Raw genomic sequence first — 20,647 nt, 5'->3', positions numbered from 1 at the left:
ATTCAAAACAGGAAAATCCCCGTGAAACTGAAAAAGCTTGGCCGGACGGATATTGACGTCACGGAAATTTGCCTCGGCACCATGACCTGGGGCGTACAGAACACCGAAGCGGATGCGCATGCCCAGATCGACTATGCGCTCGAATCCGGAATAAACTTCATGGATACGGCGGAGATTTATGCCGTTCCGCCAACCGCTGAAACCTATGGCAAGACCGAAACCTATATCGGTACTTGGTTCAAGAAGACCGGCAACCGCGATAAATTCGTGCTGGCAACGAAAATTGCCGGCGGCGGACGCAACAGCTGGATTCGCGGCGGCAGCCTGATGAGCAAGTCGACAATTGCCGAAGCGGTTGATGGCAGTTTGAAGCGCCTGCAGACCGATTATATCGATCTTTATCAGGTACACTGGCCGGTGCGTGGCCACTATCATTTCGGTTCCGGTTGGGAATATGCGCCGCATCATCAGAACAGGGCCGAGGTGGTTCCGCAGATTGAGGAAGCGCTCGCCGGTCTCGATGATATGGTGAAGGCGGGAAAGATCCGGCATATCGGTCTTTCCAATGAAACCGCATGGGGTATTGCGCAATGGCTGAAACTGGCCGAACGCAAGGATCAACCGCGCGTTGTTTCGGTGCAGAACGAATATAGCCTTCTGCAGCGTGCCTTTGACCTTGATCTGGCAGAGCTCAGCCACCATGAAGATGTCGGACTTCTTGCCTATTCGTCTCTGGCTTCGGGTGTTCTCACCGGCAAATATCTGGATGGAAAAGTACCGGCTGGCTCACGCGCATCCTTGCAGGCGCTATGGCGCAACAGCGAGCATGCCGAACCGGCAATCAGGGCCTATATTGACCTTGCGCACAAGCACGGGCTTGAGGTGGCTCAACTGGCTATTGCGTTTGCGCTGAGCAGACCGTTCGTCACGTCAGTTATTATCGGCGCGACAACCATGGAACAGCTGAAGATCGATATTGAGGCCGCAGATGTAACGCTAACGCCTGACATCTTGAAGGAAATCGAGGCGATCCACCGCACCTATCCCCGACCGCTTTAGGGGAGGAGAAGCTGCTTCAGATCGATTGACCCTGAAGCAGTTTCGGCGATGTCGTTGACAATCCCGCGGCCTGACGGATGAAAAATCCCTTGAGCCGCGGCATGCGCTCCACGAGGCCAAGGCCGAAATCGCGCAGGGCGCGCACCGGGACATTGTCGTTGGAGAACAGACGGTTCAGAACGTCAGTGGTCACACCCATCTGCACGGTGTCGAAACGGCGCCAGGTCTGGTAGCGCTCAAGCACCGCAATGGAGCCAATATCGAGACCAAGGCGATCCGCATCGACAATGGTTTCTGCAATCGCTGCTGCATCCTTGAAGCCAAGATTAAGCCCCTGACCGGCAATCGGGTGAATGCCGTGGGCGGCATCGCCAACCAGTGCAAAGCGCGGTTTGACGAAATCACGCGCCAGCGTCAGACCAAGCGGGAAAGCCTTGCGCGAGCCTTCAATACGCAGCTCTCCCAGCTTCAAGCCAAAACGCTGTTCAAGTTCCGCTTCGAAGACAAAATCATCCTCTCTGATCAACCGCTCTGCGTCTGCCGTACGCTCGGTCCAGACAAGCGAAGAGCGATTACCGCTGAGTGGCAGGATGGCAAAGGGGCCAGCGGGAAGGAAATGCTCTTCCGCGCGGCCATTGTGGGGGCGCTCATGCGCTACTGTGCAAACAATGCCGGACTGGCCATATTCCCAGTTTACCGTCTTGATGCCTGCCATATCGCGGAGCCGCGATTTCACGCCATCGGCAGCCAGCAGCAGGCGCGCGCGCAGGCTCTTGTCATCGCCATAACGGACGGTCAGATGAGTTTCCTCATGGTCAAAGCCATGGACAGGAGCGCCTTCAATAAATGTGACGCCAATCGCGTCGGCCTTTGAGCGCAGGGACGCATTGAGCACGCGATTCTCGACCATGTGCGCAAAGGGTTCACCGGGCTCGATCTCACCATTGAAGGTGAGATATACGGGGCGCACGGGATCGGAGGTGCGAGAATCTGTAACGATCATCTCGTTGATCGGCTGCGCTTTCGGCAGGATTTCCTCCCAGCAGCCCAATCGGTCAAGCATACGGCTCGCAGCAGCGGCTATAGCCGAGGCGCGGGTGTCATTGCGCCAGACGCCGGCCGGGGCTGCATCAATCACCGTGATGGCAAGATGTGGTGCGGAAGATTTCAGCGCGACGGCGGTCGCCATGCCGACATAGCCAGCGCCTGCGATAATGATATCAGTGCTTTCGGGAGTCTTGGATGTGTGTGTCCGGGTTCTTTCAGCCATGATTGCCTCCGGTTTCCCTCTGCTCTTGCGCCCACGGGACGCTTGACTTGTTCACCTGTTCCTGTTGCAAGCGGATTCAGGCACTATTATGCCGACCGTAAGAACAGGAGTCGCGCCCATCATGTCTGATGCCATGAAAGAGCTTTTGTCCATACTCGACCTTGAGACACTTGAACACAACCTGTTTCGAGGTCGCAGTCCGCAAGTTGGCTGGCAACGGGTTTTTGGCGGGCAGGTCATCGGTCAGGCGCTGGTGGCAGCGCAACGCACGGTTGATCCTGAGCGTCATGTGCATTCATTGCATAGCTATTTCATGCGTGCGGGCGACCCGAAAGTGCCGATTATCTATGAGGTTGATCGCATTCGGGACGGCTCGAGTTTCACCACCCGTCGCGTCGTGGCGATCCAGCACGGACATGCGATTTTTTCACTCGAAGCCTCCTTTCAGATTGAGGAAGAAGGTCTTGAACATCAAAAGCCAATACCGCTCGATGTGCTTGAGCCGGAAAAACTGATGAGCGACAAGGACCTGAAGGAACAGTATCTGCAGAATGCACCGGCCAATGTGCGCAAATATTGGGAGCAGGACAGGCCCATCGAAATGAAGCCGCTGTCGCTGACTCACTATTTTACCCGGGAAAAGTTGCCGCCGGAGCAAAATGTCTGGATCAAGGCAACGGGAGCGGTGCCGAATGACCGTGCTGTGCAGGCAGCGGTTCTGGCTTATCTCTCGGATATGACGTTGCTCGATACATCGCTCTATGCCCATGGCCGTTCGATTTTCGACAAGGATTTGCAGGTGGCAAGCCTTGACCATGCCATGTGGTTTCATCGTCCCTTCAATTTTGATGACTGGCTGCTTTATACGGCAGACAGCCCGAGCGCTGCGGGCGCGCGGGGCTTCAATCGAGGCGCTTTGTATAGCCGCGACGGCACTCTGATTGCCTCAACGGCGCAAGAAGGCCTAATTCGTGTGCATCCTTCCGAATGAAGGCTGGTTGCCTTGGTATAAATGCCTAATTTTTAATCATGTTGCCGGATAATGCATTGTGCACTGCCGAAGTGATAAAAATATCTTTATATAATCAATAACTTAGTATTATTTTTCGAGTCTGGCACGGAACTTGAATACTCCTCACCAGTCACCAAGGGCCATCAAGGCTTAGGGGATGGGTTCAACGCGGATAGCTGCTGTTCGGGTAATTCCACCTGAAGGGTTCCGCGCTAGCGCAGGGGTATAGTCAATGAAAATTGTGATGGCCATCATCAAGCCGTTCAAGCTGGACGAAGTGCGCGAAGCACTTACCGCTGTCGGCATTCAGGGCCTGACCGTCACCGAGGTGAAGGGTTACGGCCGCCAGAAGGGGCACACCGAGATTTATCGTGGCGCGGAATATGCCGTCAGCTTTCTTCCCAAACTGAAAGTGGAAGTGGCTGTGGCGTCAGAGCTCGTCGACACCGCCGTTGAAGCCATCACCGCGGCTGCCAAAACCGGCCAGATCGGTGACGGAAAGATCTTCGTTCTCAGCATCGATCAGGCTGTCCGTATCCGTACGGGCGAAACTGACACTGATGCGCTTTGAGTCATTTGGGGTTTAAGGAGAAAATAATGAAAATTCCAACCAGTCTGACATCCGCGGTGCGCAGTACCCTTCTGGGTTCACTGGCGCTGACCGCATTCGGTTCGCTGGCCGCGCTTGCACAGGAAGCTGCGCCTGCTGTAGCGGATGCAGCCGCTGCTGCCGCGCCAACAGTCGACAAGGGTGACACCGCGTGGATGATGATTTCCAGCGTCCTCGTCCTGTTTATGATTGTTCCGGGCCTTGCTCTGTTCTATGGCGGCCTTGTCCGCGCCAAGAACGTTCTTTCCGTCCTCATGCAGTGCACCGGCATCGCCGCTGTCGTGATTGTTATCTGGGTCCTCTACGGATACTCCTTCGCCTTCGGCGGTGGCACCAGCCCGTACTGGGGCGGTCTCGGCAAGGTCTTCCTTTCCGGCGTCACCAAGGATTCAGTAGCCGCCACCTTCACCAAGGGCGTTGGTATACCAGAATTCGTTTTCATCTGCTTCCAAATGACCTTTGCCGCCATTACACCGGCCCTGATCATCGGTGCCTTTGCTGAGCGCATTAAATTCTCGGCAACGATCCTGTTCGTCATTCTCTGGGTCACGTTCGTATACTTCCCGATTGCCCATATGGTCTGGGACGCAAACGGTTTGATCTATAGCTGGGGCGCGCTTGATTTCGCTGGCGGTACGGTCGTTCATATCAATGCCGGTATTGCTGGTCTCGTTGGTGCTCTTATCATCGGCAAGCGTGCAGGTCTTGGCCGCGACATGATGGCTCCGCATTCCATGCCACTAACGATGATCGGTGCTTCAATCCTGTGGGTTGGCTGGTTCGGTTTCAATGCCGGTTCGGCTCTTGAAGCCAACGGTCAGGCAACACTTGCCATGATCAACACCTTTACGGCGACAGCCGGTGCAATCGTTGCCTGGGTTGTCATTGAAGCGCTTGCCCGTAAAACAGCTTCGATGCTGGGTGCTGCATCAGGCGTTGTTGCCGGTCTTGTTGCTGTAACACCAGCTGCCGGGACGATTGGCCCGGTTGGCGCGATCTTCCTTGGCGCCTTCGCCAGCCTCATCTGCTACTACATGGTAGCCGTTGTGAAGCCAAAGCTTGGCTATGACGATAGCCTTGACGTGTTCGGCGTGCATGGCATTGGTGGCATCATTGGCGCTATCGGTACAGGCATCTTCACCAGCACCACGCTTGGTGGTATCGGCTATGCCAGTGAAAGTATCACAATGGGTGCGCAGGTTTACGTGCAGATCAAGGCCGTTCTCCTCACACTGGCCTGGAGCGGTATCGGCTCGTTTATCCTCTACAAGATCGTGGATGTTGTGGTTGGTCTGCGTCCGACAGCCGAAGCTGAATCCATTGGTCTCGACCTCACTTCACACGGTGAAGCCGCTTATCACAATTAGCATTTGGCTTATGGTCAGAATTGAGAGGGCCCGGTTTTCCGGGCCCTTTTTGTTGCAATAATGCGTGGGGGGATGAGTGCCGTGCGTGCGTGGTATGTGGTTCGACAAGCTCACCATGAGGGAGAGGGGTGATGAAGGGAGCCATATTCTGAAATTTTTGCGATCTGCATTGTGTGTGGTCTGAAATGTCGGCGATTAGCGTTGCATCCTCACTCTCCCTCATGGTGAGCTTGTCGAACCACGAACCACGAACCACGAGCGAGCAACACACTCACGCAACCATTTTCCCGGAGTGCAAATTTCACAGCAAAATGATAGCTATGAAGGGAATTTTGCTCAAGTCCGCCATGGTTAATGCCCCCTTAACCATCCACACCGTAACGTGGGAATCGAATCTGCGGTTATTCACGACCGCCGTGCGTGCGTTTACTTAGGACGAGATTTCATGCGTCAAGGATATTCAGCCTCCTATGCGATTGATGAGAACCGGCACGGGTTGACGACCCTCTTTCGCCGGCAGATACAGATTGTCTGGGGGTTGGCACTTTTCTGCTTTGTGGCCTTCGCCATTGGCAGTCTTGCGACCTGGAACGTCATCGATCCGAGTTTCAGCCACGCGACATCCAACCCGGTGCGCAATGCGCTTGGCTATGCGGGTGCTGTCTTTGCTGACCTTGGCATGCAATTCTTTGGCCTCTCGGCGCTGGTCGCTCTCATGCCCGCGCTGTTCTGGGGCGGCTTGATGCTGACTGGCCGGGGTGTAGACCGCTTGCCGCGCCGGGCGATCGCCTGGTTCTGCGCGTCGCTGATGGCGGCGGCAATGGCTGGTTGCTTCAATATTCCCGCAAGCTGGCCGATGCCAATCGGCCTTGGCGGCGTCTTTGGCGATATGGTTCTCAAAATCCCCGCGATCTTCACCGGAACATTTCCGCGTGGTGGTCTCGCCATGATCCTTGTCGCGGTCCTTGCGCTGCCGACGCTGTGGATCTTCGGCTTTGCCTGCGGCCTGACCTATCGTGACAGCGAGCCAGTGGTGGCAAAGAAGTCCGGTCGTCAGGTCACGCGTGAAGAAGACTTTGACGACGAGGATGAAGATGACGAGGAAAGCGATGGTGGCAGCTGGCTGGCACTTGGAGCGCTCACCCATTGGTTCCTGAGCATAAAAGCCCTTTTCCGCCGCATCTTCGGCCGTAGTGCGGGCCTCTACAACAGTGCGCGCAGCATGACGGCACGACACAATGACGATGACAATATGTTCAATGACGCGCCGGTTGCGCGGCAGGACGGCGCCCGCCGCGATCCGGGTTTCTATGACGAAGCACCGCGCATCGAAGCGCCATCCATCGACATTGGCAATGATGATTTTGATCGCGGAGCCGACGACTACGACCCAATCGCTTTCAGTGAAGAGGACGAGGTTGACGATTGGGCACCGCAGGCGGCACCCGCCCGGCCCAGTTCAGTGCCGGGCGCAAAGGTTCGTGTCGACACACCCGCACCTGCACCGAAGACAGGTGTTCGAGTGCAGCGTGAGGCGCAGACTTCTCTGATCAAATCTGACGCATTTGAAATGCCACCGCTGCATTTCCTCAGCGAGCCGAAGAATGTGGTTCGCAATCCGAGCCTGTCGAAGGAAGCGCTTGAGCAGAATGCGCGGCTGCTTGAGGGTGTGCTTGAGGATTTTGGTGTGCGCGGTGAAATCATCCATGTGCGTCCGGGTCCGGTTGTCACGCTTTATGAACTTGAACCCGCACCGGGCATCAAATCATCGCGCGTTATCACGCTTGCCGATGATATTGCCCGCTCGATGAGCGCTATTGCGGCCCGCGTTGCTGTCGTGCCGGGACGCAACGCCATTGGTATCGAATTGCCAAACCAGACGCGCGAAATGGTCTATTTGCGTGAATTGCTGGCGAGCCGGGACTTCGAACAGACCAAGACAAAGCTGGCTTTGGCGCTAGGCAAGACGATCAATGGTGAGGCTGTTATCGCCGATCTCGCCAAGATGCCGCATTTGCTCGTCGCCGGTACAACCGGTTCGGGTAAATCCGTTGCCATCAATACCATGATCCTGTCGCTGCTCTACCGGATGACGCCCGAGCAATGCCGCCTGATCATGATTGATCCGAAGATGCTTGAACTGTCTATTTATGACGGTATTCCGCATTTGTTGACCCCTGTTGTGACCGATCCGAAGAAGGCCGTCGTGGCGCTGAAGTGGACAGTCAAGGAGATGGAAGATCGCTACCGCAAGATGTCGAAGGTCAGTGTGCGTAACATTGACGGTTTCAATCAGCGGGTGGAACAGGCGCAGAAAAAGGGCGAGCGGATCGCGCGCACCGTGCAGACAGGGTTTGACCGGGCAACGGGCGAGGCTGTCTACGAGACTGAAGAGCTGGATTTGCAGCCCATGCCCTACATCGTCGTGATCATCGACGAAATGGCCGATCTGATGATGGTTGCAGGCAAGGACATTGAAGGGGCGGTGCAGCGTCTGGCGCAGATGGCGCGTGCCGCTGGTATCCACGTCATCATGGCAACCCAGCGTCCATCGGTTGACGTAATCACCGGTACGATCAAGGCGAACTTCCCGACGCGTATTTCCTTTCAGGTGACGTCCAAGATCGATTCGCGTACCATTTTGGGCGAGCAGGGCGGCGAGCAGCTGCTTGGCATGGGTGACATGCTTTACATGGCCGGTGGCGGCCGCATCCAGCGTGTCCACGGTCCGTTTGTCGGTGATGATGAAGTTGAAAAGATCGTCAGTCATCTGAAGATGCAGGGCGTGCCTGAATATCTCGATGCCATTACCGAAGAGGACGACGAGGATGATATGGGCGGTGGCCCAGCCGGGACGTCGAATCTTGAAGATTCGGATGATCCCTATGATCAGGCTGTTGCGGTGGTGCTTCGGGACAAGAAGGCTTCGACCAGCTACATCCAACGCCGCCTTGGCATCGGCTACAACCGCGCTGCTTCGATTATCGAGCGCATGGAGCAGGAGGGGATTGTCGGTCCTGCCAATCATGCGGGCAAGCGCGACATTCTCGTACCAACACAGGATGATGATTTCTAAGTGTCGTTACGTAACATTTTTCAATATTCGTCCTGTAACAGGCCGTAACGAACGCCTACATAACGGTCTGGGCATTGTTACGTAACCAGCTTGCAGCAGATGCGTGACAAATTTGAGGAACAAGTTGCGGTTTCCCGCCGTTTCTCGGCCATAGTCAGGTCAAACTGACCGGGTACAAAGCAAGAGAATAAGACAGGAGACAATATCACCATGACAACGACAAAAGCTTCGTTCCGCACGATTGGCACCTTTGCCCGGACATGTGCTGCGGCTTCCGTGGTTGGCATGGGGCTGCTTCTCGGTGCAACAGCAATTTCCGCTCAGGCGAGCGCTCAGGCCGCGCCCGCCGCGATCAGCGGTGCACAGCAGATTGCGAACCAGTTCTCCAGCGTCAAGACAATGACCGGTGATTTCGTGCAGTTTGGCCCGCGCGGTGAGCAGACCGAGGGCACGTTCTATATCGAACGTCCGGGCAAAATCCGCTTCACCTATAACAAACCGTCGCCGATTCGCGTGATTTCCGATGGCGAATCAGTGGTTATCAACAATCGTAAGCTCGATACCTGGGATCTCTATCCCCTGTCCAAAACCCCTCTTAAGCTCCTTTTGGCCGATCAGATCAACCTGACCGGCGACCGCGTCAAATCGGTGAAGGAAGACCCCGATATGACAACGATTGTTCTTGGCGACAAATCGGTTTTCGGCAATTCAACCATCACGATGATGTTCGACCCGAAGACCTATGAGCTGCGTCAGTGGACGATCACCGATGCGCAGGGTCTCGACACGACTGTCATGATTACCAATGTCCGCAAGGATGTGAAATTCGCCAAGGACATGTTCACGATTGACTACACGCGCATTGCCATGAAGCGCTAATTCGATCTCCAAAGGCCGCTTTGCGCCACCAATCGCGTGTGGACGAGCGGCCTTTCGGTTTTCAATCAATTCAAACATCGTCTAGTCTCGCGCCAGCCTCATCATACCGCGAGCTTGTCCCCCGATGCCTTTCTCCGTTGCCACCTGGAACATCAATTCCGTGCGCCTGCGCCTTGATCTGGTTCTGCAGTTTCTGCGGGACTACCAGCCCGATGTGCTGTGCCTGCAGGAAACCAAATGCCCCGATGATCTTTTCCCGCGCGAAGCCTTTCACATGGCTGGCTATGAACACATCGAGATCAGTGGCCAGAAGGGATATCATGGTGTCGCAACGATATCGCGGCGACCGCTAACGGAGCCCGCCCGGGTGGGTTTCTGCAATATTGCCGATTGCCGTCATCTGAGCACGATTGTCACGGCCGGTTCTAAGCGGCTGCGTATTCATAATTTCTATGTGCCGGCGGGCGGTGATGAGCCGGACCCGGCCATCAATCCGAAATTTGCGCATAAGCTTGGCTTTCTGGAAGAAATGAAGGCGATGAATGCCGTTTATGGCGACGGTCATGCATCGCTGCTCGTGGGCGATCTGAATATCGCACCGCTTGAGACGGATGTCTGGTCACACAAGCAGTTGTTGAAAGTGGTCAGCCATACGCCGATCGAGACGGAGACCTTCGAGGCGTTGCGCAAGAATGGCGGATGGAGCGATCTGATGCGCCATTATATTCCGCCGCATGAAAAGATTTATACGTGGTGGAGTTATCGTGCTGCGGACTGGGCTGCAGCTGACCGAGGCCGCCGTCTTGATCATATCTGGGGATCACCCGACCTGGAGAATGATCTGGCCAGCATCACTATCCTGCGGGAAGCGCGCGGCTGGGACCGCCCGTCCGACCACGTTCCGGTCATTGCGCGATTTAATCTGGATTAAGGGTGGTTTTGGCGATTACCGTTCGCCGAACAGGTGCTCATACTTGCTGATTGCAGCGATCATGTCGTTGAGATCGGTGGAAATCTGGGTATGCAAGGCAGCGGCAATCTCAGGATATTCCTCGAGGATGCGCCGGAACAATGAGCGGTTAAGGCGGATGACCTCGGTTTCCGTGTCTGCCATGGCGCTGGTAAGGCGTTTGGTCTGGGCAATAATTGCCATTTCGCCTAAAACTGCGCCGGGGCCGACACTCTTGAGCACAACACGCCCGCTCTGGCCCTCACGAAACAGCGAGATTGCCCCCCGGTCAATGACATAGGCGCAATCGGCCGATTGACCTTCGCGGTAAAGCTCGCGGCCTTCCCTTAAGACGAGACGCTCTGTTCCGAAGGCAAGCAGACGCAGCTGGTCACGGGTGAATGTCCCGAACAGCCCCACCGTCTCCAGAATGCGAATATCATCTTCAATTGCCATGCAAGAACAGACATATACCTAGATTGACCGCACGCATAACCCCAAAAAATCCCCTATGGTTTTTGGCAAGGATTGTGCGCAAATCAGAAGTCTTACTGCGCCCTTATGCGCCAAAAAGGCGAAAGGCGCAGTAACCGGCATCAAGGAATGAGTTTGTATCCCCCGCTTTCCGTAACAAGTATGCTCGAATTCGACGGATCGTGCTCGATTTTTTGACGCAACCGGTAGACGTGGGTTTCCAACGTGTGTGTGGTAACGCCTGAATTGTAGCCCCAGACCTCTTCCAGCAACACGTCGCGTGTGATGACCTTGCCGCCCGCACGGTAGAGATATTTGATGATGGCGACTTCTTTTTCCGTCAGCCTGATCTTGCCGCCCTTGGCGTCAATCAGCATTTTCTGACCGGGTTTGAAGGTGTAAGGTCCGACAACGAAGGTCGCATCTTCACTCTGTTCGTGCTGGCGCAGCTGCGCGCGGATACGGGCAAGCAGCACAGCGAAGCGGAACGGCTTGGTGACATAGTCATTTGCACCTGATTCGAGGCCAAGAATCGTATCCGAATCAGTATCGTGCCCGGTCAGCATGATCACAGGAGCCTTGAAACCGCCCTTGCGCAGAAGCTTCACCGCTTCACGCCCATCCATATCAGGCAGGCCGACATCCATGATCAGGAGATCAACGACACCATTGCGTGCCGACTGGATACCCTTGGTTGCATTATCTTCCTCAATGATCTGGAATTCTTCATAGAGGCTCAACTGCTCAACCAGGATGGCGCGAAGATCAGTATCATCATCGACGATAAGAATGGTGCGTGCTGTCATATGGTTTCCCGCCCAGTGGAAAGAAGTGATTGGAATTTAAGTCGAATTGTTCCGGAAAGAAAGGGGACCGGCTTGATATTGCTTATGCGGCGCATCAGTCTGACACAAAAATGCTTTTTATGAGGCAAGCGTGAGTCGCATGACGTTGAAAATGATCGATGTTCGCCGAAAACCCGGCCACCGCAGCCGCGGGCAGCTGATTGCAGGCCAAATGGTGCTGCACTGTGCCTTGGGTAAAGGCGGTATCTCCGCCTTCAAGCGGGAAGGGGACGGAGCAACGCCTTTGGCACGCATGCGGTTGCTTTATGGTTTCAAGCGTCCCGACAAACGGGTCATTGCACCAACAAGCCTCAGTCTTCGTGCCCTGCGCCGGAATGACGGCTGGTGTGAGGTGGGCGATGATCGCAATTACAACCGCAAGGTGCGTATCCCCTACGGTGCCAGCCACGAAACCATGTGGCGCAAGGATAATCTTTATGATGTCTGCATTGTCATGGACTGGAATATCAAGCCAAGGCGGCGTTCCGCCGGCAGTGCCATTTTCTTTCATCTGGCACGGCCCGGCTATACCCACACGGAAGGCTGTATAGCCCTGAACCGACGTGACATGGACCGGTTGCTGCCCTTTCTGTCGGCAGAAACGGTCATACGGGTCTTGCGTTAAGTGGTAGGGCTAGCTTCGAAACCGCCAGACTGTTGTGCGTTTCACTTCCGAATCTTCAAGAATTCGGGTCACAGGTACCGAATATACGGCCAGTTCTTCCGTTAAATTTTTCGGGAAGTATGAGCGTCCGGGATCGCCAACGACGACGTTTGCACCGCGTGCCGTAAGTGCTGTGAACCAGGGGATCAAGCGCTCTGCCAGCGGCTTTTCATAAAAGACATCGCCTGCGAGAATCACATCCCAGCCATGATCCGTGTCGATCAAATCATGAATAAGGGTCTCTACCGCAACATTGTTGGCTTTGGCATTGAGATTGATGGCTGGGCGGGTAAAGGGGTCGATATCACAGGACGTAACGCGTGCCGCACCTGCAATAGCTGCGGCTATGCCGACAAGTCCTGAGCCGGAGGCAAAATCCAGAACAGTTTTGTCCCTCACCATAACAGGATGATCAAGCACATAGCGCGCAATGCCTTGACCGCCAGCCCAGGCAAACGCCCAGAAGGGTGGCGGTAGACCTATGGTTGCCAGCTCCTCTTCCGTCTTATGCCAGAGATCGTGGGCTTCGTCGGCGAGATGAAGCTTTATTTCTGGCACATGCGGCGGTGACTGCAGCATGGTATTAGCAAGGACAAAGCGGCGATAGCGTTCGCTGTTGGGATCAAGCACCTGCTCATCCATGACAGAAGACTCTGACAGGACAGGCAATCATTGGGGAGCGGGAACAAGCCCGGCCATGCGGCAAACTTCCTCCCACTCATCCGGCATGACCGGCTGCACGGAAAGGCGCATGGATGTCACCAGTGCCATCTTTTCCAGCTTCGGGTTTGCCTTGACATCCTTGAGGGTTACCGGCTTTGGAATGTCCATGACCGCACGGATATCGACGCATTCCCAGCGGGGATCATCGGTGGTCGAATCATGATGCACCAATGCACAGACCTCGACGATGCCGACAACCTCAAGACCTTCATTGGAATGGTAGAAGAAGCCCTTATCGCCAAGCTGCATGGCCCGCATATTGTTGCGGGCGAGATAGTTACGCACGCCGGTCCATTCGGTGCCCTTTTTGCCTGCTTCTTTCTGCTTATCCCAGGACCATGCGTCGGGTTCGGATTTGAAAAGCCAGAATGCCATGTTTAATCCTATTTATTATCCGGATTCTTGATTGCCCAGTTCCACGGGCGGATGTCGACTGATGCGAACAGGCCTGCCTTGGCATAGGGATCGCCTGCAGCGATTTCCGTTGCACCGGCAAGATCAACCGCGTCGATAACGACAAGGCTGCCATTTGGCTTGGAGTCGTCACCAAGGAAAGGTCCGGCGAACTTCAGGCGATCACCAAGGCCGTTCAGATAATCGAGATGCGCGGCGCGCGTGTCGAGACGTACCTGCAGATGATCAGGCTTATCGTTGCAAAGTAGAGCATAGAGCATGCGGTTTCTCCGGTGCGGACAATCAGATTTCTAATCTTCGTTTTTCAGCGGCCGTGCAAGAAGGGCCTCAACAGCTTCATCGATGGTAATGCTGCGATCCAGAATCCGGACAACGGTTTCGATGATGGGTGCTTCGATATTATGTCTGGCGGCCAGTTCCGCAGCAATTACGGCTGTTGCCACGCCTTCCGCCAGTGGTCTGCCGGTCAGATCTTCGCCCCGGCCGAGTGCAATGCCATAGGAATAGTTGCGCGATTGCGCGGTGGAACAGGAAAGAAGCAGATCGCCGAGGCCGGAAAGACCCATGATCGTTTCCGGGCGAGCGCCAAGCGCCTGTCCGATACGGCGCAGTTCGACGAAACCCCGCGTGACGAGAGCGGCCTGTGCGCTGGCGCCAAAACCCCTGCCGATAGCGGCACCGGCGGCAATGGCGAGAACGTTTTTCAGCGAGCCGCCAATTTCAACACCGACAAGATCATCGGTCGAGTAGCAGCGAAATGTCGGACCTGAAAGTGCAAGCGCGATACGATCAGCCACGGTCTGGCTTTCGGCGGCAACCGTAACGGCGGTCGGCAGGCCGCGGGCCACATCACTGGCAAAACTTGGACCTGACAGGGCCGCCAATACCTGATCCGGAATGATCTTCCTGACCAGACTGGACATGAGAAGCCCGCTTTGTCGATCAATACCTTTGGCGCAGATGATCAGCGGCACGGAAGCGGCGATCAATGCCTGCAATTCCTGGAGGGCACCTGCCATCGCTTGCGCCGGAATGACACAGAGGATGAAATCGCAGTCCGCAAGAACGTCGCTTGCCTGGGGGCTGGCGATCAAGGACGGTGAGAGATCAATACCGGGCAAATAGGCTTCATTGCGATGATGGGTATTAATGGACTCGACGATCGCGGGATCACGGGCATAGAGGCGCACGCGATGGCCTTTTTGTGCCGCCATGGAGCCGAGTGCTGTACCCCACGCGCCGCCGCCAAGCACAGCGATGTTGTGCGCGGAATTCATGCCTTGGCTCCGCGGCGCCCGGCGCCGATAAGAGGTGCAGATTGCATGTCCAGTGGCCAGCGCGAGCGCGGCGCGATATCGAGGGAATCAGCAGTCATCTGATCCGCCCGTTCCGCACCGGCCCAGGCGATCATTGCCGCGTTGTCGGTGCAAAGGGTCATTGGCGGTGCGATGAAGCGGAACCCTTTGCCGGTGCATAAATCTTGCAGGCAGGCGCGCAACACCGTGTTGGCAGCAACGCCCCCCGCAACGACGAGCGCCGGTTCCTTGACGTCAGGGAAAGTTGCACGAAACCGTGCCAGCGAGCGGGATACGCGGTCGTTCAGTGTGTCAGCGACGGCGTCCTGAAACGCGGCGCAGATATCGTTGACATCCGCTTGCGATAGCGGCTCCAGCGTCGTTGCCAATTGGCGCACGGCTGTCTTCAGGCCGGAAAAGGAGAAATCCAGCCTCTCTTCACCCTTGAGTGGCCTAGGCAGCGAGAAGCGGCTGGAATCGCCAAGAAGCGCAGCTTTTTCAACCTCGGGTCCGCCGGGGTAAGGAAGGCCAAGTAGCTTTGCGGTCTTGTCAAAGGCTTCGCCCAAAGCGTCATCAATGGTCGTGCCGAGCCGCTCATAATCACCGAGACCTTTGACCAGAACCATTTGGGTATGGCCACCGGAAACCAGCAAAAGCAGATAGGGGAAATCGATCTGGTCGGTCAAACGCGGTGTCAGCGCGTGGCCTTCAAGATGATTGATGGCGTAAAAGGGTTTTTGCGCGGCCATGGCAATGGCCTTGCCCGTCATAAGGCCGACGATCAAACCGCCAATCAAGCCGGGGCCTGCGGTCGTCGCCACCGCATCCACATCGTCAAGTGTTATCTCGGCTTCGTGCAGGGCTTGTCCAATCAGGCGGTCAAGCACTTCGACATGGGCGCGTGCGGCAATTTCCGGCACCACGCCGCCATAGGGCGCATGGTCGTCAATCTGGCTCAGAACCACATTGGAGAGAATGCGGCCATGACCATCGCTGTTGCGTTCGACAACCGCAGCAGCCGTCTCGTCGCAGCTCGTTTCTATACCCAAAACACGCATTGATGACCCTGACATCCTTCGCCGCATTGCCCGTAGCACAAAAGCCCGTTAGTTAGGGCCCGATAAATTCAAACTCGCGTAACACGGACTGCGACTAATGCAAACAAAAACGCTCAAGATCGGTACACGTGGGAGTGCACTGGCGCTCGTACAAGCCCGTCAGACGCGTGATCGGCTGGTTAAAGCCCACGATATGCGCGAAGAGGACGTTGAAATCGTCGTGATTTCGACCAGTGGCGACAGGATTCAGGATCGCCCGCTATCGGAAGTCGGCGGCAAGGGGCTGTTCACCCTTGAGATTGAAGAGCAACTGACCGATGGCCGCATCGATCTGGCTGTGCATTCTTCCAAGGATATGGCAACCGTTCTGCCCGAAGGCTTGCATCTTTCGGTTTTCCTCGAACGGGAAGATCCGCGTGACGCATTCATTGGCCGTAACGTCAAAACATTGCTGGAATTGCCCTTGGGCGCCGTCGTTGGTTCGGCATCGCTTCGGCGGCAGGCTTTGATTTTGCGGGCAAGGCCGGATCTGAAAGTCATAAACTTTCGTGGCAATGTCGATACGCGTTTGCGCAAGCTCGCTGATGGCGAAGTCGATGCGACCTTCCTCGCCTATGCGGGATTAAGGCGTCTTAATCTTGGCGATAGAGCGACCGCACTGATGGATGTCATGACGTTTCCGCCTGCACCGGGTCAGGGCGCCATTGCACTGGAAACCCGCATTGGGGATGATCGGATCGATGCGCTGGTTGCGCCACTCAATCATTTTGAAACATCAACCGCGCTTGCCTGCGAACGTGCGTTTCTTGGAGCGCTTGATGGTTCCTGCCGCACGCCGATTGCCGGACTTGCAACGGTTTCCGGCGGGCGTTTGAGATTTCACGGTATGATTTTGCTGCCGGATGGGACAGAAGCCCATGAAGTGACAGGCGAAGGTGACGTGGCTGATGCCATTGCCATCGGACAAGATGCAGCGGCGCGCGTTCGGGCAAAGGCCGGGGCGCATTTCTTTACGGATTGGCTCTAATGGAAAAAACTGTTCTGGTCACACGGCCCTTGCCAGCTGCGACCAGAACCGCTGACCGGCTGCGCGCGCAGGGTTATGTGCCTCTTATCGTGCCGCTCACAGAAATTGCCCCACTCAACCCGGTGATGCCCGAGGGAACGTTTGACGCCGTTGTCGCAACGAGTGCCAATGCATTGCTTCATGCCAGTGACGAATTGCTCGCCCCGCTTTTGCAACTGCCCTGTTTTACCGTTGGGGATACAACCGCTGATGCCGCCCGTGCGCGCGGGTTTGAGACCGTTACGACAGGGGACGGTGATGGAGAATCGCTGGCAGATACGATTGTTGAAGAATTGCGCGCGGCAGGTTCGCTGCTTTATCTGACGGGCAGGGTGCGTTCTCCGGGGTTTGAACGGGCGGTGACGCTTGCGGGTTTTCATTGTTCGCCTTTGGCGATCTACGATACAATTTCAGTCAGTTATACAACTGACTTTTTGATGAAAACGCTTGGCTCACGACGTATTGATTATTGTCTGCTTTATTCGCAAATGGGTTCAGAGGTTTTGTCTGGTTTAATCGGAGCAGCAAATTTAGAGCATGTATTTGATAAAACAGTATTTTTATGTCTGTCAAAGCGTATTGCCGAGAGCATCTCCGGGTTAAGAGAAGCTGATATAAGGGTTGCGGGCAGGCCCAACGAAGATGCATTGTTCGACCTTCTGGCGCGCGTGCAGGACGACCAGTGAATGGCGTTCGTCGCTTAGCGATATTTGCGAACTGGAACTTCCCTGCTAGCTTGGTGTTTCAGTCAACCCAATTGTTCTGAAGAGAGTATCCATGGCCAAAGCATCCGTTCCCCGTCATTCCAAGTCAGCCCGGAAGCCTGTGACGATTGAACTGGAGCCATCGGATATTGTGAAGGACCATCCTGCTGGGGGAAGCGTGCCGCAACCGGAGCCTGTCGGGTTTGATCCGGATACCAGTGTCCAAGCGCAGGAACCAAAGAGTGAGCCCGTCGAAGCAGCTGCTGTGAGCAGCGAAGACAAGCCCAAAATTGAGACTGCGTCACAGCAGACGTCGTCGTTTGGCAGGTCGTCATCTGCCGAACAACCGAAACCAGCCACGCCTGCATCCATACCGGTGCCGCCGAAGGCCGGTGATCCGCTTGGGCGTCTGACATCAGGACTTATTGGCGGTGTGGTTGCTTTGCTTGGTGCGGCGGCTTTGCAATGGGCTGGCATATTGCCATCGCCCAAATCAGATCTTTCGGCAGTCGAGCAACAAATCGCTGAATTGCGCAACGCTGCTCCCGCCAAGACTACGCTTGATGAGGGCTCGCAAGTTGCGCTGAATGGTGCCGTGGAGAATGCCAAACAGGCTTTGGGTCAGGTCTCCGGTCTGGCTGATGAGCTGAAGGCACTGAAGCAAAGTGTGGCGGAAACGGCGAATGCCGCGGGCGCGGGCACAACAGTTGATACAAGTGCTATTGATGCGCGTATCGCAACGCTCGAATCGCAGCTAACGGCCAGTCAACAGAAAGTGGAGCAGGCCGCAGGTGCGCTTGCCGGTGAAGCGCAGACCTCTGCCGCCTTGCAGACGCGGCTTGATGCTTTGGAAACCAAAGTTCAGGACAATTCCGGTCAGAACAACATGGCGCTGGCCATTGCTGCTACCGGATTGAAGTCCGCCATTGATCGTGGTGGGCCTTTTGCGGCGGAGCTTGATACCTATCTTGCCGTTGCGCCTGCTTCCGCTGATATGGAGGGATTACGGACGGCGGCTTCGGCTGGCGTTCCTACGGTAACCATGCTGGCGAGCCAGTTCGGCGACGTGGCCACAAAAATCATCGCGACAACACGAACCGTCGACCCCAATGCGGGTATTCTCGATCGCTTGTGGTCGAGTGCGGAAGGACTGGTAGAGTCGCGTCCGGTGGGTCTCATCGAGGGTGAGGGCGTCGATGCCATTACCGCTCGCATTGAAGCGCATCTCAATGCCGGTGATCTCAATGCCGCCATCGCCGAATGGGACAAGCTTCCAGAATCGGCCAAAGCTGTCTCAACGGATTTTGCCAACACCATGCGCGCCCGTCAGAAGGCCGGGGATGTCGTGTCCAAGGCGCTCTCCAACGCATTGACCGGTATGAAAACACCGGCTGCGGCACAGTAAGGGAAGACGATCATGATCAGAGTTCTGTCTTTCCTTCTCGTTGTTCTGGTCCTGGGCTTCGGTTTTGCATGGCTTGCCGACCGCCCCGGCGATCTCGTCATCACCTTTGCCGGAATGCAACATAGGGTCAGCCTGATGGTGGCTGCATCAGCCATCGTGGCGCTGGTGGCCGGTGTCATGCTGATCTGGTGGATCATCAAAAGCGTTATCACCTCTCCCTATGCCCTGCGCCGCCATTTCCGTGCCCGCAAGCGCGACCGTGGCTATCAATCCCTGTCGACGGGTCTGATCGCAGCGGGTGCAGGGGACGGGCAAACCGCCCGGCGCATGATCAAACAGGCAGAAAAGCTCCTGAATGTTGATCAGGAACCGCTGATCAAGCTTCTCGATGCGCAAGCTGCCATGCTGGAAGGTCGCACCGACGATGCGCGGGCGAAGTTCCAGGCCATGCTGGATGATCCGGAAACAAAACTTCTGGGTCTGCGCGGGCTTTATCTCGAAGCACAACGGCTTGGTGCGCGCGAGGCATCGAAGCAATATGCAGAAGAGGCGGCGTTGCTTGCGCCCAATGTGGAATGGGCGGCAACAGCAGCGCTTGGCCAGAAGACCGCACATGGTGACTGGGATGGTGCTCTGGAACTGCTGGAAAAGCAGAAATCGAGCAAGCAGATCGACAAGGATACGGCAAAGCGTGAGCGCGCGGTTCTCCTGACGGCCAAGGCTATCGACACATTCGAGAGTGATCCACTCACCTCGAAGCCGATTGCTATCGAGGCCAATAAACTGGCGCCCGATCTGGTACCGGCAGCGATTGTTGCGGCCAAGGTGTTGTTCCAGCAGGGCGACCTGCGCAAGGGATCGAAAATTCTGGAGCATGTCTGGAAGAAAGAGCCGCAACCGGAAGTGGCGGAAACCTATGTGCATGCGCGGCTTGGCGATTCTGTCTTTGATCGCCTCAAGCGCGCGCGTCATCTGGCAACGCTTTATCCGCATCATCCCGAATCCAGCCTTGCCATTGCTCATGCGGCTCTGGCTGCCGGTGAGCTGAAGGAGGCGCGCGAAGCAGCCGAAGCCGTTTTGCGGACAGCGCCGCGTGAGAGCGCCTATCTGTTGCTGGCAGACATAGAAGAGGCCCAGACGGGCGATCAGGGCCGCGTGCGTCAATGGTTGTCGCGTGCCGTCAAGGCTCCACGCGATCCCGCCTGGACCGCTGATGGCTATGTTTCTGAACGCTGGGCTCCCGCCTCACCTGTAACGGGCAAGCTCAATGCTTTCGAGTGGAAGGTTCCCGTCGAACAATTGGGGACGGTGATCGATGCGCGTGAGGATTTTGACAGCGCACTGGCGGCCAGACCTGTCCGGACAGCGCCCAAACAGGAGGCGACAGAACCCTTGATCCCGGCAAAATCGGTGATTGTGCCTGAGAAGCCAGCTTCACGCGTCATTGAGCCGGATGCGGATATTGCCGATGCAGAAATTGTATCGGCTGAACCGATTTTGAAGCCGGAGCCCGTGAAGACGCCAGAGGCGTCGCCTGTTACCAAGCCGGAAGAACCACAGGCGCATGAGCGGATTGCATCCGTATTGCCACCGCTGCCGGAAAAGGCCGCTATGGCAACGGAGCGTGATGAGGAAAAGCTGGTTATTCCAGTGCCCGATGATCCGGGCGTGCAGCCAGACGATGAGGACGAGCGGCCAAACAAGAAGTTCCGCCTCTTCTAACACATTAATTTCAATAGCGGTCTTTGCGGCAAGATGCACAATGGCGGGGCCCTGT

General features: G+C 56.0%; 20 protein-coding genes. 12 read left to right on the top strand and 8 right to left on the bottom strand.

Translation table 11 applies throughout. The annotated features are described in order from the left end of the window. Window positions 1-21: 21 nt before the first annotated feature. Window positions 22-1,059: an aldo/keto reductase gene (locus AB4Y96_RS03185; RefSeq protein WP_441915600.1), complete on the top strand. Its 1,038-nt coding sequence runs from the start codon at window positions 22-24 to the stop codon at window positions 1,057-1,059. Window positions 1,060-1,075: 16 nt separating this feature from the next. On the opposite strand, the gene AB4Y96_RS03180 is transcribed toward AB4Y96_RS03185, so the two are convergent. After that, window positions 1,076-2,329, bottom strand: coding sequence for a ubiquinone biosynthesis hydroxylase (locus AB4Y96_RS03180; protein ID WP_091879501.1), 1,254 nt, complete (start codon window positions 2,327-2,329; stop codon window positions 1,076-1,078). Between the two features lie 121 nt (window positions 2,330-2,450). Here AB4Y96_RS03180 and tesB point away from each other — a divergent pair, with 121 nt between their 5' ends. The 6 genes from tesB (at window position 2,451) to AB4Y96_RS03150 (ending at window position 10,204) form a co-directional block, all read left to right on the top strand. Continuing rightward, complete coding sequence (tesB, locus tag AB4Y96_RS03175) at window positions 2,451-3,320, top strand: acyl-CoA thioesterase II (RefSeq protein ID WP_441915598.1); 870 nt, start codon at window positions 2,451-2,453, stop codon at window positions 3,318-3,320. A gap of 253 nt (window positions 3,321-3,573) precedes the next feature. Further along, window positions 3,574-3,912 carry a P-II family nitrogen regulator gene (locus AB4Y96_RS03170; RefSeq protein WP_091879505.1) on the top strand — a complete coding sequence of 113 codons (339 nt, stop codon included), beginning with the start codon at window positions 3,574-3,576 and terminating at the stop codon, window positions 3,910-3,912. A 26-nt stretch (window positions 3,913-3,938) separates the two neighbouring features. Further along, on the top strand, window positions 3,939-5,318 hold the full coding sequence (locus tag AB4Y96_RS03165; protein ID WP_441915596.1) for an ammonium transporter: 1,380 nt from the start codon (window positions 3,939-3,941) through the stop codon (window positions 5,316-5,318). A 445-nt stretch (window positions 5,319-5,763) separates the two neighbouring features. Continuing rightward, the gene (locus AB4Y96_RS03160; RefSeq protein WP_441915594.1) at window positions 5,764-8,394 is read left to right on the top strand and encodes a DNA translocase FtsK; all 2,631 of its coding nucleotides are present in this window, start codon (window positions 5,764-5,766) and stop codon (window positions 8,392-8,394) included. 210 nt (window positions 8,395-8,604) lie between these two features. Further along, a complete protein-coding gene (locus AB4Y96_RS03155) occupies window positions 8,605-9,273 on the top strand; it encodes an outer membrane lipoprotein carrier protein LolA (protein ID WP_091879509.1) in 669 nt (222 codons plus the stop codon). Window positions 9,274-9,397: 124 nt separating this feature from the next. Beyond that, a complete protein-coding gene (locus AB4Y96_RS03150) occupies window positions 9,398-10,204 on the top strand; it encodes an exodeoxyribonuclease III (protein WP_441915592.1) in 807 nt (268 codons plus the stop codon). Between the two features lie 15 nt (window positions 10,205-10,219). On the opposite strand, the gene AB4Y96_RS03145 is transcribed toward AB4Y96_RS03150, so the two are convergent. Together AB4Y96_RS03145 and AB4Y96_RS03140 are read right to left on the bottom strand one after the other, a co-directional pair. Further along, a complete protein-coding gene (locus AB4Y96_RS03145; RefSeq protein WP_091879512.1) occupies window positions 10,220-10,678 on the bottom strand; it encodes a cyclic nucleotide-binding domain-containing protein in 459 nt (152 codons plus the stop codon). A 140-nt stretch (window positions 10,679-10,818) separates the two neighbouring features. After that, the gene (locus AB4Y96_RS03140; RefSeq protein WP_091879514.1) at window positions 10,819-11,502 is read right to left on the bottom strand and encodes a response regulator transcription factor; all 684 of its coding nucleotides are present in this window, start codon (window positions 11,500-11,502) and stop codon (window positions 10,819-10,821) included. 139 nt (window positions 11,503-11,641) lie between these two features. Here AB4Y96_RS03140 and AB4Y96_RS03135 point away from each other — a divergent pair, with 139 nt between their 5' ends. After that, complete coding sequence (locus AB4Y96_RS03135; RefSeq protein WP_441915680.1) at window positions 11,642-12,166, top strand: L,D-transpeptidase family protein; 525 nt, start codon at window positions 11,642-11,644, stop codon at window positions 12,164-12,166. A 9-nt stretch (window positions 12,167-12,175) separates the two neighbouring features. On the opposite strand, the gene AB4Y96_RS03130 is transcribed toward AB4Y96_RS03135, so the two are convergent. Genes AB4Y96_RS03130 through tsaD form a run of 5 tightly spaced genes read right to left on the bottom strand, consistent with a single transcriptional unit; the run spans window position 12,176 to window position 15,695 of the window. Then, on the bottom strand, window positions 12,176-12,835 hold the full coding sequence (locus AB4Y96_RS03130; RefSeq protein ID WP_441915678.1) for a class I SAM-dependent methyltransferase: 660 nt from the start codon (window positions 12,833-12,835) through the stop codon (window positions 12,176-12,178). Between the two features lie 39 nt (window positions 12,836-12,874). Further along, a complete protein-coding gene (locus AB4Y96_RS03125; protein WP_091879517.1) occupies window positions 12,875-13,303 on the bottom strand; it encodes an EVE domain-containing protein in 429 nt (142 codons plus the stop codon). Between the two features lie 8 nt (window positions 13,304-13,311). Further along, the gene (locus AB4Y96_RS03120; protein ID WP_091879518.1) at window positions 13,312-13,602 is read right to left on the bottom strand and encodes a YciI-like protein; all 291 of its coding nucleotides are present in this window, start codon (window positions 13,600-13,602) and stop codon (window positions 13,312-13,314) included. Window positions 13,603-13,632: 30 nt separating this feature from the next. Next, window positions 13,633-14,619 (bottom strand): NAD(P)H-dependent glycerol-3-phosphate dehydrogenase, encoded by a 987-nt coding sequence (locus tag AB4Y96_RS03115; RefSeq protein WP_441915589.1) that lies wholly within the window; start codon window positions 14,617-14,619, stop codon window positions 13,633-13,635. Next, the gene (tsaD, locus tag AB4Y96_RS03110) at window positions 14,616-15,695 is read right to left on the bottom strand and encodes a tRNA (adenosine(37)-N6)-threonylcarbamoyltransferase complex transferase subunit TsaD (protein WP_441915587.1); all 1,080 of its coding nucleotides are present in this window, start codon (window positions 15,693-15,695) and stop codon (window positions 14,616-14,618) included. Before tsaD ends, AB4Y96_RS03115 begins: the two co-directional genes overlap by 4 nt. Window positions 15,696-15,792: 97 nt before the next feature. Between tsaD and hemC the strand changes: the two genes are divergently transcribed. From hemC to AB4Y96_RS03090, 4 genes are all read left to right on the top strand, one after another. Continuing rightward, the gene (hemC, locus tag AB4Y96_RS03105) at window positions 15,793-16,722 is read left to right on the top strand and encodes a hydroxymethylbilane synthase (protein WP_441915585.1); all 930 of its coding nucleotides are present in this window, start codon (window positions 15,793-15,795) and stop codon (window positions 16,720-16,722) included. After that, window positions 16,722-17,447 (top strand): uroporphyrinogen-III synthase, encoded by a 726-nt coding sequence (locus AB4Y96_RS03100; RefSeq protein ID WP_441915583.1) that lies wholly within the window; start codon window positions 16,722-16,724, stop codon window positions 17,445-17,447. Before hemC ends, AB4Y96_RS03100 begins: the two co-directional genes overlap by 1 nt. Window positions 17,448-17,538: 91 nt before the next feature. Then, window positions 17,539-18,870, top strand: coding sequence for a COG4223 family protein (locus AB4Y96_RS03095; protein ID WP_441915581.1), 1,332 nt, complete (start codon window positions 17,539-17,541; stop codon window positions 18,868-18,870). A gap of 12 nt (window positions 18,871-18,882) precedes the next feature. Continuing rightward, window positions 18,883-20,592: a heme biosynthesis protein HemY gene (locus tag AB4Y96_RS03090; protein ID WP_091879527.1), complete on the top strand. Its 1,710-nt coding sequence runs from the start codon at window positions 18,883-18,885 to the stop codon at window positions 20,590-20,592. Window positions 20,593-20,647 lie beyond the last annotated feature (55 nt).

The organism is Phyllobacterium sp. TAF24, from assembly GCF_052113785.1.
Taxonomy (GTDB): domain Bacteria; phylum Pseudomonadota; class Alphaproteobacteria; order Rhizobiales; family Rhizobiaceae; genus Phyllobacterium.
Note: the sequence above shows the minus strand (reverse complement) of the source record. Positions and strands in the feature narration are given on the sequence as shown.